The organism is Nonomuraea sp. JJY05 (assembly GCF_043496855.1).
Lineage (GTDB): Bacteria > Actinomycetota > Actinomycetes > Streptosporangiales > Streptosporangiaceae > Nonomuraea.
The window spans coordinates 108,238-123,900 of record NZ_JBIEIS010000012.1; the positions used below are offsets into that span (position 1 = coordinate 108,238).

General features: G+C 69.2%; 14 protein-coding genes and 1 pseudogene. 8 read left to right on the forward strand and 7 right to left on the reverse strand.

The window, feature by feature from the left end; genetic code table 11:
• The first annotated feature begins 40 nt into the window (after positions 1–40).
• Positions 41–490 (forward strand): MarR family transcriptional regulator, encoded by a 450-nt coding sequence (locus tag ACFKCF_RS20630; protein ID WP_394495754.1) that lies wholly within the window; start codon positions 41–43, stop codon positions 488–490.
• Between the two features lie 4 nt (positions 491–494).
• Here the strand turns inward: ACFKCF_RS20630 and ACFKCF_RS20635 are convergent, their stop codons facing one another.
• Positions 495–1,259 (reverse strand): TetR/AcrR family transcriptional regulator, encoded by a 765-nt coding sequence (locus tag ACFKCF_RS20635; protein ID WP_394495756.1) that lies wholly within the window; start codon positions 1,257–1,259, stop codon positions 495–497.
• 82 nt (positions 1,260–1,341) lie between these two features.
• On the opposite strand from ACFKCF_RS20635, the gene ACFKCF_RS20640 reads away from it, so the two are divergent.
• Both ACFKCF_RS20640 and ACFKCF_RS20645 read left to right on the forward strand, forming a co-directional pair.
• Positions 1,342–2,280 (forward strand): ATP-binding cassette domain-containing protein, encoded by a 939-nt coding sequence (locus tag ACFKCF_RS20640; RefSeq protein WP_394495758.1) that lies wholly within the window; start codon positions 1,342–1,344, stop codon positions 2,278–2,280.
• Positions 2,277–3,056, forward strand: a complete 780-nt coding sequence (locus ACFKCF_RS20645) for an ABC transporter permease (protein ID WP_394495759.1) — start codon at positions 2,277–2,279, stop codon at positions 3,054–3,056. The genes ACFKCF_RS20640 and ACFKCF_RS20645 overlap by 4 nt, the downstream gene beginning before the upstream one ends.
• A 96-nt stretch (positions 3,057–3,152) precedes the next feature.
• On the opposite strand, the pseudogene ACFKCF_RS20650 reads toward ACFKCF_RS20645, so the two are convergent.
• From ACFKCF_RS20650 to ACFKCF_RS20665, 4 genes and pseudogenes are all read right to left on the reverse strand, one after another.
• Positions 3,153–3,995, reverse strand: a pseudogene (locus ACFKCF_RS20650) (ABC transporter substrate-binding protein); the annotation flags it as partial.
• Between the two features lie 49 nt (positions 3,996–4,044).
• Positions 4,045–5,016 (reverse strand): ABC transporter substrate-binding protein, encoded by a 972-nt coding sequence (locus ACFKCF_RS20655; protein ID WP_394495761.1) that lies wholly within the window; start codon positions 5,014–5,016, stop codon positions 4,045–4,047.
• The gene (locus ACFKCF_RS20660; protein WP_394495763.1) at positions 5,013–6,926 is read right to left on the reverse strand and encodes an ABC transporter permease; all 1,914 of its coding nucleotides are present in this window, start codon (positions 6,924–6,926) and stop codon (positions 5,013–5,015) included. Before ACFKCF_RS20660 ends, ACFKCF_RS20655 begins: the two co-directional genes overlap by 4 nt.
• Positions 6,923–7,975, reverse strand: coding sequence for a glycine betaine/L-proline ABC transporter ATP-binding protein (locus ACFKCF_RS20665; RefSeq protein ID WP_394495765.1), 1,053 nt, complete (start codon positions 7,973–7,975; stop codon positions 6,923–6,925). The genes ACFKCF_RS20660 and ACFKCF_RS20665 overlap by 4 nt, the downstream gene beginning before the upstream one ends.
• Before the next feature lie 338 nt (positions 7,976–8,313).
• Between ACFKCF_RS20665 and ACFKCF_RS20670 the strand changes: the two genes are divergently transcribed.
• From ACFKCF_RS20670 to ACFKCF_RS20685, 4 genes are all read left to right on the forward strand, one after another.
• Positions 8,314–10,893, forward strand: coding sequence for a nitrate- and nitrite sensing domain-containing protein (locus ACFKCF_RS20670; protein WP_394495767.1), 2,580 nt, complete (start codon positions 8,314–8,316; stop codon positions 10,891–10,893).
• On the forward strand, positions 10,890–11,309 hold the full coding sequence (locus ACFKCF_RS20675; protein ID WP_394495769.1) for a roadblock/LC7 domain-containing protein: 420 nt from the start codon (positions 10,890–10,892) through the stop codon (positions 11,307–11,309). Before ACFKCF_RS20670 ends, ACFKCF_RS20675 begins: the two co-directional genes overlap by 4 nt.
• A gap of 92 nt (positions 11,310–11,401) precedes the next feature.
• On the forward strand, positions 11,402–11,716 hold the full coding sequence (locus ACFKCF_RS20680; protein ID WP_246556553.1) for a DUF742 domain-containing protein: 315 nt from the start codon (positions 11,402–11,404) through the stop codon (positions 11,714–11,716).
• On the forward strand, positions 11,697–12,263 hold the full coding sequence (locus tag ACFKCF_RS20685; protein WP_394495770.1) for an ATP/GTP-binding protein: 567 nt from the start codon (positions 11,697–11,699) through the stop codon (positions 12,261–12,263). Before ACFKCF_RS20680 ends, ACFKCF_RS20685 begins: the two co-directional genes overlap by 20 nt.
• A 3-nt stretch (positions 12,264–12,266) precedes the next feature.
• On the opposite strand, the gene ACFKCF_RS20690 is transcribed toward ACFKCF_RS20685, so the two are convergent.
• Both ACFKCF_RS20690 and ACFKCF_RS20695 read right to left on the reverse strand, forming a co-directional pair.
• Positions 12,267–13,226, reverse strand: a complete 960-nt coding sequence (locus ACFKCF_RS20690; RefSeq protein ID WP_394495772.1) for an SIS domain-containing protein — start codon at positions 13,224–13,226, stop codon at positions 12,267–12,269.
• A complete protein-coding gene (locus tag ACFKCF_RS20695) occupies positions 13,223–14,137 on the reverse strand; it encodes a hypothetical protein (protein WP_394495774.1) in 915 nt (304 codons plus the stop codon). Before ACFKCF_RS20695 ends, ACFKCF_RS20690 begins: the two co-directional genes overlap by 4 nt.
• Positions 14,138–14,498: 361 nt before the next feature.
• Between ACFKCF_RS20695 and ACFKCF_RS20700 the strand changes: the two genes are divergently transcribed.
• Positions 14,499–15,623, forward strand: coding sequence for a spermidine/putrescine ABC transporter substrate-binding protein (locus ACFKCF_RS20700; protein WP_394495776.1), 1,125 nt, complete (start codon positions 14,499–14,501; stop codon positions 15,621–15,623).
• Positions 15,624–15,663 lie beyond the last annotated feature (40 nt).

The following is a 15,663-nucleotide window of genomic DNA, read 5'->3' on the forward strand; positions in this document are numbered from 1 at the left end:
CTTTGCAAGCAAAGCTAATTTAGACATCAAGGTGTTGGACATGTCAACAGACGGCTTGAGCGTGGACGACGGGATCAGGACGCTGCTGCTGCTGATGCCGCGGATGGTCGGGCGGGCCAAGCGGCTGGGGGTCCCCCCTGAGCTGCAGTCGCTGTCCCTGGCGCCCCGGCACCTGTCGCTGCTGGCCTACCTGCTGTTCGACGGGCCGATGACGGTGAACGAGCTGGCGGCCCGGCTGGAGGTCGCGCCCGCGACGGTCAGCCTGATGGTGGGGGACCTGAGCAGGAAGGGCGTCCTGGACCGGCGCGAGGACGACGCGGACCGGCGCCGTACGATCGTGAGCATCGCGGACCCGCACCAGGAGTCGATCAACGAGTGGCTCGGCTACGGCGCCAAGGCCTGGCGCGAGGCCCTGGGACCGCTCACGCCCGAGCAGCGGCGGATGTTCGTGGACACCCTCATGGCCTACGAGAAGGCCCTTTCGGGCTGAGCCGTCAGGCTGAGCGGCGGCTGATCAGGGCCTCGACGCCGTCGAGGACGCGCTGCAGGCCGAACTCGAAGGCGTGCTCCGGGCTGTAGGCGGCGTTGAGGGCCTCGCCCGCCGTCTGGCCGACGCGCGCGGCCGTGGGGTAGCGGTCGGCGTCGGCGATCCGGCTGAGGAAGGGCGCGTGCGCGGCCCACCACTGCTCGTCGGTCATGCCCGTCAGGCTCTCGGCCTGCGCCGCCTCGACCGCGCCGCGCGCCGCCCCGTGCACGAATCCGGCGACCAGCGTGATCACCGAGTCCATCTCCAGGTCCGTCAGCCCGATGCCGTCCACGGCGCGCAGCTCGTAGTCGTACTTGGCCGTGACGTTCGGCCCGAGCACCGGGCGGCTCACCGCCACCTGCAGCAGCCACGGGTGGCGCAGGTACAGGGCCCAGTTCTCCCTGGCGATCTGCTCCAGCCGGCCCCGCCAGCCGCCGGGCACGTCCTCCGGCCTGGCCGTCTCGCCGTAGACGGTGTCGAGCATGACGTCGAACAGCTCGGGCTTGCCCGGCACGTACGTGTAGAGCGACATCGTCCCGACGCCCAGCCGCTCGGCCACGCGGCGCATGGACAGCGCCTGCAGGCCCTCGGTGTCGGCCACCTCGATGGCCGCGCGCACGATGCGGTCGACGCTCAGCTCGGGCTTGCCCTTGCGGCTGGCGCGCTCGCTGGTGCGCCAGAGCAGCGCCAGGCTGCGCGCGGGGTCGCCCTTTCCCGAGTACTCAACGGTCACATGCGTACGGTACACCGTACGGTTGCCGCTGTGAACCGTATGCTGTACGGTACGCCGTACGGAAAACAGGGAAGGGACACGCATGCCAGCGGTGCTCGCGCAGAACCTGCGCAAGAAGTACGGCGAGAAGGCGGCACTCGACGGGATCGACCTCGACGTCGGCCGGGGCACGGTCTGCGGCCTGCTCGGCCCCAACGGCGCGGGCAAGACCACGACCGTCCGCATCCTCACCACCCTCCTGCGCGCCTCGGGCGGCCGCGCGGAGGTGGCCGGGTTCGACGTGGCGACCCAGCCCCGGCAGGTACGCCGCAGCATCGGCCTCGTCGGCCAGCACGCCGCCGTGGACGAGATCCTGACCGGCCGGCAGAACCTGGAGCTGTTCGGCCGCCTCTACCACCTCGGCCCGTCGCAGGCCCGGGCCCGGGCGGACGAGCTGCTGGAGCGGTTCGGGCTGGACCACAAAGGGCCGGCCAAGGAGTATTCGGGCGGCATGCGGCGCAGGCTCGACCTCGCGGCCAGCCTGATCCTGACGCCGCCCGTGCTGTTCCTCGACGAGCCGACGACGGGGCTGGACCCGCGCAGCCGCACGGAGATCTGGCGCACGGTGCGCGACCTCGTCGCGGACGGCACCACCGTGCTGCTGACCACGCAGTACCTGGAGGAGGCCGACCAGCTCGCGGACCGGATCGCGGTGATCGACGCCGGGCGGGTGGTGGCCGAAGGCACGCCCGACGAGCTCAAGTCCAAGCTCGGCGGCGACCGGCTCGACGTGGTGATCCACGACCCGGCGCGGCTCGACGAGGCCGCCGGGATCGTCGGCGGGGCGGCGTCGGGGCCGGCCGAGGTCGACCGGGACACCAGGCACGTGAGCGCGCCGGTGAGCGACCGGGTGCGGGCGCTCACCGAGGCGCTGGCGGCCCTGGCGTCCGCCGGGATCGAGGCCGAGGACGTCGCGGTGCGCCGTCCCACGCTCGACGAAGTCTTCCTGAACCTCACCGACCGCCGAGGGGGCGCCGTATGAGATGGGCTCTGGCAGACGGCTGGACCGTCGCCCGCCGCGACCTGATCCACTGGGCGAACCAGCCGATGACGGTGGTGTTCGGGGTCCTCTTCCCTGTGGTGATCACGCTGGCCTTCGGGTACCTGTTCGGCGGCGCGGTCAAGGTGCCCTCGGGGGCCGACTACTTCGCCTTCCTCATGCCCGGCATGTACGGCATGACGATGCTCTTCGGCCTCAGCGCCACCATGATCGCCGTCGCCACCGACGTCTCCAAGGGTGTCACCGACCGCTTCCGCTCGATGCCCATGGCGCCTTCCGCCGTGCTGATCGGCCGGGCCGTCGCGGACCTGCTCAACTCGGTCCTGATCCTGGCGGGGCTGCTGGTCTGCGGCCTGGCGGTGGGCTGGCGGCCGTCCTCCTTCCCGGGCGCGCTGGGCGCCGTGGGCCTGCTGCTCCTGCTGCGCTTCTCGCTGCTCTGGGCCGGCATGTACCTGGGGCTGCTGATGAGGGATCCGGGCGGCGTGGTGGCGATCCAGGTGCTGGAGTTCCCGGTGGGCTTCCTCTCGAACGCCTTCGTGGCGCCTGACACGATGCCGGGCTGGCTGGGGGCGATCTCGGAGTGGAACCCGCTGTCGTCCACGGTGGCGGCGGCCAGGGAGCTCTTCGGGAACCCCGGCTGGGGCGGCGATTCGTGGGTGGCCCAGCACGCCGTCCTGATGGCGGTGATCTGGCCGGTGGTGATCACCGTCGTCTTCTTTGTCCTGTCGGTACGCCTCTACCAGCGGCTCGACCGGTAGGCGCGGGATCCAGTCCTTCCAGACGATCTTGTTGTCCCGCACCCACCGCTCGGCGGCCTGCTCGGCGGTCATCTTCTCGTTGATCATGTCGCTGGCCACGGAGTTCTGGTCGTCGTTGGTCCAGGAGAAGTTGCGGACCAGCTCGTACGCCTTGCCGCCGGTCTGCGCGAACTTCTTGCTGACGATCTTGTCGAGCAGGTACGGCGGATAGTCGCACGCGACCCTCTTCGCATCGTCGTCACAGCCGAGGGCGTAGGGCGGCAGCGCCACCTTGACGAGTTTGACCTTGGTGAACAGCCATTGCGGCTCGTAGAAATACAGCAGCAGTGGCGTCCGATTCTTGGTGGCGAACTCGGCCGCCTTGATCAGTGCCGCCTCGCTGCCCGAGTAGACGACCTTGTAATTGAGCCCGAGGTTCTTGATGAGAGCCTCGTCATTCGTCACGAACGTCGGATCTCCGTCCAGAACCTGTCCGGCATTTCCGGTTTTGTCGGTCCGGAAAAGGTGTGCGTACTTATTGAGGTTTCGGTAGTCCGTAATATCGGGGTATTTCTTGACCATCCACTCGGGGACGTACCACCCGATGATGCCCTGGTTGCCGGTGAGCCCGGCCGACAGGGCCACCTTCTTCTGCTCGATGAACTTCTTTTTCAGGTCGTTGTGGCCCCAGTTCTCGACGATCACATCGACCTTGCCGTCCTCGAAATCCTCCCAGGAATCGCCCTCCTTCATGGTCCGCTTGCGCACCGAGTAACCCAGCTCGTGCTCGAGCAGGTACGCCAGCACGGCGGCCTGGGCCTCGTACCCGACCCAGCCGTGGATGTCGATGTTGACGGTCCCCTTCGACCCCGTGGCGGAGCCGGGCTCCTCGCCGGAGCAGGCGGTCGTCAGCAGCAGGGCCGCGACCAGCAGCCCGACGAGCTTGTTCGTTCGCAACATGAGGTCTCCGGTGACCGCGGCCCCGCGCGGGGCCGCGGTCAAGTGGGCGTCACTTGGGGATCCAGGCCTGCCACTTGGCGGTGTTGGCCTCGATCCACTTCTTGGCGGCCTGCTCGCCGGTCATGCCGTTGTTGGTCATGTCGTTGGCGACGGCGTTCTGGTCCTCGTTGGTCCAGCTGAAGTTCTTGACCAGCTCGTACGCCTTGCCGCCGGTGTCCGCGAACTTCTTGCTGACGATCTTGTCGAGGTCCATCTCCGGGTAGTCGCAGGCGACCTTCTTGGGGTCGGCGTCGCAGCCGTCGGTCCAGGCCGGCAGGTTGACGCGGACCAGGTCCACCTTGTCGAAGAGCCAGTGCGGCGTCCAGAAGTAGAACAGCAGCGCCTTCTGCTGCTCCTGCGCCTGCGTGGCGGACTTGAGCAGGGCCGCCTCGCTGCCGCCGGTGACGACCTTGTAGTTCAGCTTCAGGTTCTTGACCAGGGCCTCGTCGTTGGTGACGTAGCTGGGGTCACCGTCGAGGAGCTGGCCCTTGCCGCCGGACTCCGAGGTCTTGAACAGGGAGGCGTACTTATTGAGGTTCTTGTAGTCGGTGATGTCCGGGTACTTGTCGGCCATCCACTTCGGCACGTACCAGCCGATGATGCCCTTGTTACCGGTGGAGCCGGCCTCGACCGCGACCTTCTTCTCCTCGATGAACTTCTTCTTCAGGTCCGGGTGGCCCCAGTTCTCGATGATGACGTCGACGTCGCCGGTCTCGAAGCCCTCCCACGCGAGCTGCTCCTTGATCTCGGGCAGCTCGACGTTGTAGCGGAGCTCGTTCTTCAGCAGGTACGCGACGACGTTGGCGCTGGCCTCGTAGCCCACCCACGGGTTGATCGCGATCTTCACGGTCCCGGTGGCGGCGCTCGATCCGGAGGCCGCCGGGGCGGCGGAGGAGCTGGGAGAGGTCTCGACCTTGGCTCCGCCGCAACCGACAGCGGCGAGCCCGAGGGCGAGGAGGCCTGCGAGCAGGCGAATCTTCATGTGGATTTCCTTTTTCGGGGGGACGGGCGCCTGTCGGCGCCCTGCGTGATGCGGTCGAGCATGACTCCGAGCAGCACGGTCGCGATGCCGGCCACGAAGCCCATGCCGAAGTCGGGTCGCTGGGAAAATCCGACGACCACGTCGTAGCCGAGGGCCCCCGCCCCGACCAGACCGCCGACGACCACCATGGCCAGCGTCATCACGATGCCCTGGTTGGCCGCGAGCAGGATCGCCTGCCTGGCCATGGGCAGCTGCACCTTCCACAGGAGCTGGCCCGAGGTCGAGCCCGCCGAGGTGGCCGCCTCGACGACCGTGGCGGGCACGCCCTTGATGCCGTCCTCGACCAGCCGCACCACCGGCGGCACCGCGTAGATGACGGAGGCGAAGATCGCCGTGAACCGGGTGGTCTCGAACAGCGCCAGCGCCGGCAGCAGGTAGACGAACGCCGGCATGGTCTGCGCGGCGTCGAGGATGGGCCGCTGCACGGCCGAATATCGCGGCGAGCGGGCCGCGGCCACACCGAGCAGCAGGCCGGCGACCAGCGTGACGAACACCGCGACGACGACCGTGGTCAGCGTCTGCATGGTGTGCTCCCAGACGCCGAGCAGCGCGATGGCCAGCAGGCAGCCCAGGGCCGTCAGCGCCGGGCGTACCCCGCTCACCCGCCAGGCCACGGCCAGCACCGCCAGGGCGACCAGCCACCACGGGGCCGAGGTGAGCAGCGCCTCCAGCGGGTTGAGCAGGGCGCTGGTCGTGAGGTCCTTGATGGACGTGGTCACCCCGTACCAGCTGGTCTCGGCCCAGCGGACGGCGTCGTTCACCTCGGCCACGAAGTTGACCGTGAGGCTGTCCGGCCACGTCGTGGGCAGCACGGGGATGAGCGCGACCCCGGCCACCGCCAGCACCGCGGCGGCGACGAGATCGACGCGGCTCGGTCCCGTGTGCGGCTCGCGGTGGGCGATCGCCATCATGGTGCGGTCGAGCAGCACCGCCATGATGACGATGGCCACGCCCGCCGGGAGCATGATGCCGACCTGCGCCCGCGACAGGCCGCGGATGATGTCGCCGCCCAGGCCGGGGGCGGAGATCAGGTTCGCGATGACGACCATGGACAACGCCATCATGATCGTCTGGTTGACCGCCAGCGCCATCGTCGACCTGGCCAGCGGCAGGTAGACCTTGAACAGCGTCTGCCGGCGCGTCGCGCCCAGCGAGCTGGACGCCTCGACGGCCGTGGGCGAGACCTCGGAGATCGCCAGCGCGGTGATGCGGATGGCCGGCGGGATCGAGTAGATCATCGTCGCGATGGCCCCGGCCGGGGCGCCGATGTGGAAGAACAGCGCGAGCGGCGCCAGGTAGGCGAACGTCGGCATGATCTGCATGACGTCCAGCACCGGCGTGATCACCCGCCGGACGCGGCCCGAGAGCCCGGCCCAGACGCCCAGCGGGATCCCGATCGCCAGCGACAGCAGCACCGAGACCGCGACCAGGGCCAGCGTGTCGACGCTCGACTGCCACAACCCCAGGAAGCCGAACGCGCTCACGCCCGCCACCGCGGCCAGCCCGATCCGCCAGCCGCCCGCCAGCCAGGCCAGCGCGCCCATGACGCCGGTGATGCCGGGCCAGCCGAGCGCGTACAGGACGGACTGGAAGAGGTCGTACAGCCAGCCCACGAAGAGCCGGATGTAGTTGAGGAAGTACAGGAAGAGCGGGTTGTCGTTGCGGTGGTCGTCGATCCACTCGCGCAGGTCGGTGACCGCCAGGAACTGCGGCGCCTCCTTGTCGTGCGGCAGCGTCGCCGTGCCGCGGAAGACCAGGTACGCCACCGCGAAGAGGACCGCCACCCCGGCGGGGGCCGCCCACTTCGGCAACCTCAGCCGGGAAGGCGTGCTGACGGCGGTACTGCTCATGCCTTCACCGTGACGTCCGCGCCGGAGAGGAAGGTCAGCAGGTCCACGCGGTCCACGACCCCCATGAGGTCGTCGCCGTCCACGACCCTGATGGGGCGGGAGGAGGCGGACGAGGCGCCGACGGCGTCCATGATGAGCGTGGTGGCCGGTAACACGGGCCCGTCCAGGGGCTCGCCGGGCTCGGGCGGGCGGCAGATCCAGCGCAGCGTCAGCACGTGGCTCCTGGGCACGTCGCGCACGAAGTCGGCCACGTAGTCGTCGGCGGGCGCGCCCACCAGCTCCTCCGCGGTGCCGAGCTGCACGATCGAGCCCGCCCGCATGATCGCGATCCGCTCGCCCAGCTTCAGCGCCTCGGACAGGTCGTGCGTGATGAACACCATCGTCTTGCCGACTTCCCGGTGCAGGCGGATCACCTCGGCCTGCATGTCGCGCCTGATCAGCGGGTCGAGCGCGCTGAACGGCTCGTCGAACAGCATCACCTGCGGGTCCACGGCCAGCGCGCGGGCCAGGCCGACGCGCTGCTGCATGCCGCCGGAGAGCTGGTCGGGGTAGGCGTCGGCGTGCCCGTCGAGACCGACGAGGGAGAGGATCTCCGCGGCCCGCGCGTGCCTGGCCGCCTTGGCGGTGCCCTGGATCTCCAGCCCGTACGCCACGTTGTCGATCACCTTGCGGTGCGGCAGCAGGCCGAAATGCTGGAAGACCATGCTGACCTGGTGGCGGCGGATCTCGCGGAGCCGGGCGGGGGAGGCGCGGCCGATGTCCTCGCCGCCGATCCTGATCTCGCCCGCGCTGGGCTCGATCAGCCGGGTGAGGCAGCGTACGAGCGTGGACTTGCCGCTGCCGGACAGGCCCATGACCACGAAGACCTCGCCCGGTCGCACCTCGAAGCTCACGTCCCTGACGGCGGCGGTGCAGCCGGTCTTCTCTCTCAGTGCGGCCTGGTCGAGAAGCCTGTCCTCGCTGTCCAGGACTTTCTGCGCCCTGGAGCCGAAGATCTTCCAAAGGCCCTCAACAGTGATGGCCGCGCTGTCGGGAGAAACCCCCACCATCGCCTCCTTCTTTGACCGCCACAACATATGGCGCGAATAACTGAAATCTCAACGCCGTGACACTCCAGAGACCTTCGTGCTCCTGGCGTGTTATGAGGTTGGAACGTACTAAAGCCCCAAAGCATGACATCCAACTGCTTAAAGGCTTATTTCCCGCTTTCCGATCATGAATCATGGAGCTCCAGGTTTTGGCACTTGAGTCACACGAGTCGCTTTTTGTAGCGTTATGTTCGGGTGGGCCACACTGCTGTGGGATGTGTTCTAATTGGCCGGCACTTGCTGATTTCCCCACGGGACACAGCCCCCTCAAATACGCCGATTCGGGCGAGGTGCGTTCGGTGACTACAGCGTTGGGTGAGAGGCAGGCCAGTAAAGGCAACTGGCGGCTGAGCAATTGGCGCGTCCGCGCGCGCCTTGTTGCCCTCATCCTGATCCCGACGGCCGCCGCCGTCCTCCTCGGGGGCATCCAGGTGCTCGCCAGGACGTCCGCCGCCGGCGACTACGCGCGTACCAACCAGTTCGCCCAGCTCTCCGCGGAGCTGGGCGCGCTCACCCACCAGGTTGCGGCCGAACGCGCCACGACCGCCTGGTACATCGCGCGCAACCGGCCGGCGGGGATGCTCTCCACGGTGCAGGCCCAGATGGACCAGGCCGACCTGGCCGTCAGGCAGGTACGCGGCACCGCCGGGCAACTGCTGACCGAGGTCAGCGGCCGTAGCGCCGACCAGCTCGAGAACCTCCTCAGCCGCCTGGACGACCTGACCGCCCTGCGCAAGCAGGCGCTGGAGGCCAACCTGCTGCCGGGCCCCGCCGTCGAGCTCTACACGACCGTGATCGGCGACCTGCTCTCCGTCCACAACGAGCTGATCAAGGACAGCGTGGACGACGAGCTGTTCCGCCAGACCCGCATGCTGAACGCCCTGGCCAGGGCGAAGGAGAGCGTCTCCTACCAGCAGGCCCTGGTCACCGCCGTGCTCGTCGAGGGCGCGTTCGACCAGGACCAGCTCAAGCGCTTCCTCGGCGAGCAGTCCAAGGAGCTGAACGAGCGCAAGGCGTACTCCACCGAGGCCACCGCCGAAGAGCGCCGCTTCTTCGACGAGACCGTCAACGGCAGGTCCGCCGACCGCATGCTGTTCCTGCGCGAGCTGGTGCTGATCAGGAGCACGAAGGGACTGCCGCTGCGCGGCCTCGACCTGAGCAAGCGAGACGACGCCAAGGAGTGGTTCGACGCGGCCAACGTGGTCGTCGACTCCATGCGCGAGGTCGAGGAGCGCCAGGCCCAGGGCATCGTGGCACGCAGCGAGGCGCTCAGCGCGGACGAGCGGCAGCAGGCGTTCTTGACCGCGGGCGCGGTGCTCGCCCTGCTCGTGGCGGTCCTGCTGATCACCACCGGGGTGGCCAGGTCACTCGTGCGGCCGCTGCGCCGCCTGCGCGGCGAGGCACTGGAGATCGCGGGCAGGAGGCTGCCGGACTTCGTCCAGCACCTGCGCGAGTCCCGCGACGGCGCCGTGCAGGCAGAGGTCCCGCCCATCGGGATCTTCTCCAGGGACGAGGTCGGCGAGGTCGCCCGCGCGTTCGACGAGGTGCACCGGGAGGCCGTACGGCTGGCGGGCGACGAGGCCAAGCTGCGGGCGAACGTCAACGCCATGTTCGTCAACCTGTCCAGGCGCAGCCAGACGCTGGTCGAGCGGCAGCTCACGCTGATCGAGCGGCTGGAGCGCGGCGAGCGCGACGACACCCGGCTCGGCGACCTGTTCAAGCTGGACCACCTGGCCACCCGCATGCGCCGCAACAGCGAGAACCTCCTGGTCCTGGCCGGGCAGGAGGCGGCGCGCAAGTGGAGCGAGCCGGTCGAGCTGATGGACATCGTGCGGGCCGCGCTCGGCGAGGTCGAGAGCTATGACCGGGTCAGCATCCAGGTGCAGTCGGACGTCGCCATCGCCGGCCAGGCCGTCACCGACGTGGTGCACCTGCTGGCCGAGCTGGTCGAGAACGCGGTCTCGTTCTCCTCGCGGGACACCAAGGTCGTCATCTCCAGCAGCCGCATCGACACCGGCTCGCTGATGTTGTCGGTCACCGACCACGGGATCGGCATGAGCGCCGAGGAGCTGGCCGAGGCCAACTGGCGGCTGGCGAATCCGCCCGTCGTGGACGTGTCGGTGTCGCGGCGCATGGGCCTGTTCGTGGTCGGCCGGCTGGCGCTGCGGCACAGCATCCGGGTCCAGCTGCGCATGCAGGACATCGGCGGGCTGACCGCCATGGTGCTGATCCCGCCCGCGCTGCTCACGGCGGTGTCGGGCGCGGTGCCGGGCGCGGTGCCCGTGCCGGCGCGCATCCCGGTGCCCAGGCAGGCCCACCCGCCGACGCCGGCCGCGCCCTTCCCGGGGCATCCGTCCTTCGGGACCCTGCCGCCCGCCGACCCCTTCCCGGGGCATCCCTCGCTGGACATCGTGCCCGCGGCGCCGGAGCCGTCGTCCTGGTTCAGGTCGTCGCACACGCACTCGGTCGAGCAACTGCCACCTGACCTGGGTGGACCGGCGGACTCCTACCCTTCGTTCGCCACCCCGCCGGCGCCGTCCAAGGACGAGGAGTTCCTGCCCATCTACTCCGCCGTCGAGGAGAGCAGCTGGTTCACCAAGTCCACGCCCACGGCCGACCATCGCGACCCGGCCTGGTCCTCGCCCGCCGATCAGGGCTGGCATGCGGCAGGCGCGGCCGCGGAACCGGCGCAGAACGGCACGACCAACTCCGGCTTGCCGAAGCGGACCCCGAGAGCGAACCTGGTACCGGGCACCGCGAGTCCGAAACCCCCGCCCGCTCCCGCTCCTCCGGTGTCGCCTGATCGGCTGCGCAACAGGCTGGCCAGCTACCAGCAGGGCGTGCGCAAGGGTCGCGCCGAGCTGGAGGAGGACTCATGAAGGAGCTCAGCCAGGCAGCCAGGGACATGAACTGGCTGGTCAGCAGCTTCGTCGACGAGGTCCCAGGGGTGGCGCACGCCGTGGTGGTGTCCGCCGACGGGCTGCCGATGGCGTACTCCAAGGGCTTCCCACAAGACCGCGCCGACCAGCTCGCCGCGATCGCGGCCGGGCTCGTCAGCCTCACGCAGGGATCGGCGCGGGTGTTCGAGGGCGGAGGGGTCACTCAGACACTGGTTGAGATGCAACGCGGCCTGCTGCTGGTCATGTCGATCAGCGACGGATCCTGCCTGGCGGTGCTGGCCGCGCCCGACTGCGACATGGGCCTGGTGGCCTACCAGATGACGATCCTGGTCGAGCGCGCCGGGCAGGTGCTCACACCTGCCGTGCGGGCGGAACTGTCGGCGGCGCGTCCGTGATGGATCCCGCTGTGGCCGGACAGACAGGGTGATGGGAGTAGACGTTGGCATCGTGGCACAACGATGAGCCGGAGCGCAGCTCGCTCGTCCGGATGTACGCCGTCACCGGTGGCAGGACGACTCCTCGTACGGAGCTCGCCATGGAGGCCCTGGTATCGTCGGCCACCTCGGCACGACTCGGCATGACGTACACCCGTGAATATCGCGCGATCAGCGAGCTGTGCCGGCAGGTGCGCTCCGTGGCGGAGATCTCCGCGCTGCTGAGCGTTCCTCTCGGAGTGGCGAGGGTGCTGGTCGCCGACATGGAGGCGGACGGGCTGGTCAGGGTGTACCAGCCGCAGCTGGACGCGGGCCTCCCCGACAGGGGCCTGCTCGAAAGGGTATTGAGTGGACTTCGCAGGCTCTAGCCGGCTCACCTCGACGAAGATCGTCGTGGCGGGTGGGTTCGGTGTAGGGAAGACCACGTTCGTGGGCTCCGTGTCCGAGATCATGCCGCTGACCACGGAGGCGGTGATGACGGACGCGTCCGAGGGCATCGACGACCTCGGGCTCACGCCGGGCAAGACCACCACCACCGTGGCCATGGACTTCGGGCGGCTCTCGCTGGACCAGGATCTGATCCTCTATCTGTTCGGCACGCCGGGGCAGCACCGGTTCTGGTTCATGTGGGACGACCTCGTGCGCGGCGCCATCGGGGCCGTGGTGCTGGTGGACTCGCGGCGGCTGGCCGACAGCTTCCCGGCCATCGACTACTTCGAGGAGTCCGGAATCCCGTTCGTCATCGGGCTCAACGGCTGGGACGGGGTGTTCCCGCACAGCGAGAGCGAGGTGCGGGAGGCGCTCACGCTCTCCCCGCACATTCCGATCATCCCCACCGACGCGCGGGCGCGGCCGGCGGTCAAGAACACCCTCATCTCGCTCGTCGAGCACGCGCTCGCCGCGCGGGCCCACTGACCCCTATCGGGCGGCCCACCACTTCCCGGCGACCAGCTCGGCCACCAGCGTCTCGGTGAGCAGGGCGACGTCCGGGTCGTCGTCGTGCGCGTACCTGACGGCGGCCCTGGCGTCCTTGACCTCCGCGCCCACGGTGACCACCGTGGAGCCGCGTTCGCGCACCCAGTCCATGGCCTGCTCGGTGTAGCGGGAGCCGGGGTAGAGCAGGGCGCGGTAGTCGAGGGTCTTGGTGAGGTAGACGTCCACGTGTGACCAGTCGCCCGTCTCGCACGCGTCGGCGGGGCGGCGCGGGCCCTCGCGGAACATCAGCGCCGACTGCTCGGCCGACGACAGCCGCTCGGCGGGGGCGATGGTGTAGACGCCGCGGTCGCCGTCCAGCAGCTCCATGGTCATCGGCAGCCATTCGTCCCTCCTGTCCAGGAGGTCCGTCGTGGCCTCGGCGGCCCGCTCCAGCAGCTCCGGCAGGTCGCGGCCCGTCCCGGTGAGGTGGGCCTCCAGGGCCAGGAGGAGGGCCAGGGTGTGCTGGAACGTACGGCAGGCGACGCCGCCGCGCTCCTCGCCCGCGCGCATGTCGACCACCAGGTCGGCCTGCTCGGCGAGAGGGGAGCCCTGGACGTTGGTGAGCGCCGCCAGGTAGGACGGGCCGCCCGTGTAGCGTTCCACGGCGTCGAGGGTCTCCCTGCTCGACCCACTGGCCGAGATGGGGACGACCAGGGTGTCCGCGGCGGCCGGGTAGGTGGCCTCCGCCGAGGCGTAGTCCGCGTACGCGTCCACGCCCGCCCGGCGCAGGCGCAGCGCCGCCACGCCCGCGGCGTACCGGGAGCTGCCCATGCCCAGGAAGAGCACCCTGGTCAGGCCCGAGGGGAGCGCCGCGAACGGGTTCTCCTCCCTCAGGGCGGCGGCCAGGCCCCTGAGCGCCGCCGGCTTGGCCTCCAGGTCGGACAGGTAGAGCTCGGAATTCACGTGATGTTCTCCTCTTGGTACCAGGTACGCAGGACGCCCATGGGGGCGTAGCGCCAGCGGGGCAGGTGGCGGGCGGCGTAGATGAGCTCGCGGCACTCCTGCTCCACCTCGAACGGACGGACCAGCCTCTCGTCCAGCAGGTCCGGCCGGTCCTTCTCGGCCAGGCGGGCCTTGTAGGCGGCCAGCAGCCCGGCGCGGGCCTTCGCGGCCCAGGCCGCCGCCGCGCCGGGGTCGGCGTCCCTCCGCTTGATCGCGACCTGGGCGACGTGCTCGATGCTCGTGGTGAGCTGGGCCACGTCCCTGGCGGCCGGCTGGCACGGGTCGGCGTCGGTGACGGTGGGGTTGCCGTCGAAGTCGATCACCGCGTAGCCGTTCCGCCATTTGAGGATCTGGCCCACGTGGAGGTCGCCGTGGATCCTGATGAGGGGTCCGGTGATCGGCTCCCGGAGGGAGGCCAGCTCGCGCCGGATCGCCGGGGTCCGCGTCGCCAGCCACGCGCCGTCCTCGCCGTCCGTGAGCTCGAGGGCCTCCGCGAGCGCGGCCTGCGCCCTGGCCGCCGTACCCGCGGCACCGGGCGCCGGCACGGGGAGCGTGGCAAGGGCGAGGTGCAGGTCGGCGGCGAGGCGGCCGAGCACGGGGGCGAAGTCCGTGGCGCCGGCCTCGGCGTCGTCGACGCACCACTCCCAGCCGTCGCGGGCCTGCGGAAGATAGCCCGTCACCAGGGCCAGGAGCTGCTCGTTCCCCTCCACCGCACGGGTCAGGGCCGCGTAAGGGGGCGCTGTGTCGTTGAACCCCGCCTCAACGAGGTGAGCGAAGACCTCTGGGGTGGGGTGGGGCAGCGGGACGGGAGGGGTGAGCCACTTGACGACCACCTTCTCGTCCACGACCACCGAGTAGTTCGTCTGGTCCACGTGCGGGCCGAAATCCCGCTCACCTGGGGCCCCAGTGTGGAGATCTCCAAGGCTGTACGAGAGGGTTGGCAGCGGGAGGAAGCGCCGCACCGCGAACGGCTGTGGCACCTCACCCTCCAGCAGCGCGAGGAGTGCGGCGCTGACACCCCGGTCTCGGGCCGTGAGGGGCCTCTCACCGAGAGAGAGCAGCCGATCAGCTATTGAATCCCAATTCAACTCGTAGACCAAACTTCCTGGTAGCAATGTCATCAAAAGTCTTGCTCATGTTGATTTACCCTGCAACACTCCTGCTCTGGTCTGCTGTGTCCGGTAAGGTCGCGCGACCCCTCAAACTGCACAAATTTCAGAAGGAGTAGCGGCCGTGCCCCGTATCCGGTTCACCCGTCGTCTCCCGGCTGCCCTCACGGCGGCCGGCCTCGCGCTCGCCGTCGCGGCGTGCGGCGGTGAGTCGTCGACCAGCTCAGAAGGCACGGCCCCCGCGGCGGCCGACCAGCTCAAGCCGAACGCGGACCTGTCGCAGCAGTCGCTCCAGATCACCGTGTGGGCCGACTACACGCCCAAGGAGCTGCCGGAGAAGGTCAAGGCGAAGCTCAAGGTCAAGGACGTCAAGGTCGCCCTGCACGACACCAACGAGGTCGCGATGACCAAGCTCACCGCCCCCGGTGACAGCGGCATCGACGTGGCGTTCGTGTCGGGCCAGTACGCCCAGGCCCTCAACGCGGCCGGCCTGCTGGAGCCGATCCACCCCGAGCTGATCCCCAACCTGGCCAACCTCTACCCGGAGGCCACGCAGCTCTCCTACGACAAGGGCAACAAGTACTCGGTGCCCTACACCTGGGGCACGACCGGCATCTGCTACCGCTCCGACCTGGTGAAGTCCGAGCCGACGAGTTGGAACGATCTGCTCAAGCCCCCGGCCTGGGCCGACAAGAAGGTCACCATGATGACCACCGAGCGCTGGCTCGCGCTGCCCGCGCTCAAGGCGCTCGGCTACTCGGTCAACACCGACAAGGACGACGAGATCGCGAAGGTCAAGGACCTCCTCGTCGCGCAGAAGCCCCACCTGCTCACCTACGACGACACCACCTTCGGCGACAAGCTGAAGTCCGGCGAGGCCGTCATGGTCGAGGCGTGGGACGGCTGGTGCCCGACCACGGATCCGAAGAACAACATCAAGTTCGTGGTGCCGAAGGAGGGCAGCGACCTCTGGGTGGACACCATGGTGATCATGAAGTCCTCCAAGAACAAGGAGGCCGCGCACGCCCTGATCAACTACATCCTCGACCCCGAGATCCACAGCTGGGCCGCCGAGAACATCAACTACAAGGTCCCGAACAAGGCGGCCATGGACCGGGTGCAGGTGCCCAAGGGCTCGCTGCTCGGCATCAAGCCCGCCGAGCTGCTCGACGGTGAGTCGATCATCGACCTGGGTCAGGCGTCGACCAAGTACACGCGCCTGTCGACCGAAATCACGGCACAGCAGTAAACAGTGAAGTCTGAGGTCAAGGCCCGGTCGGCGTCCACTT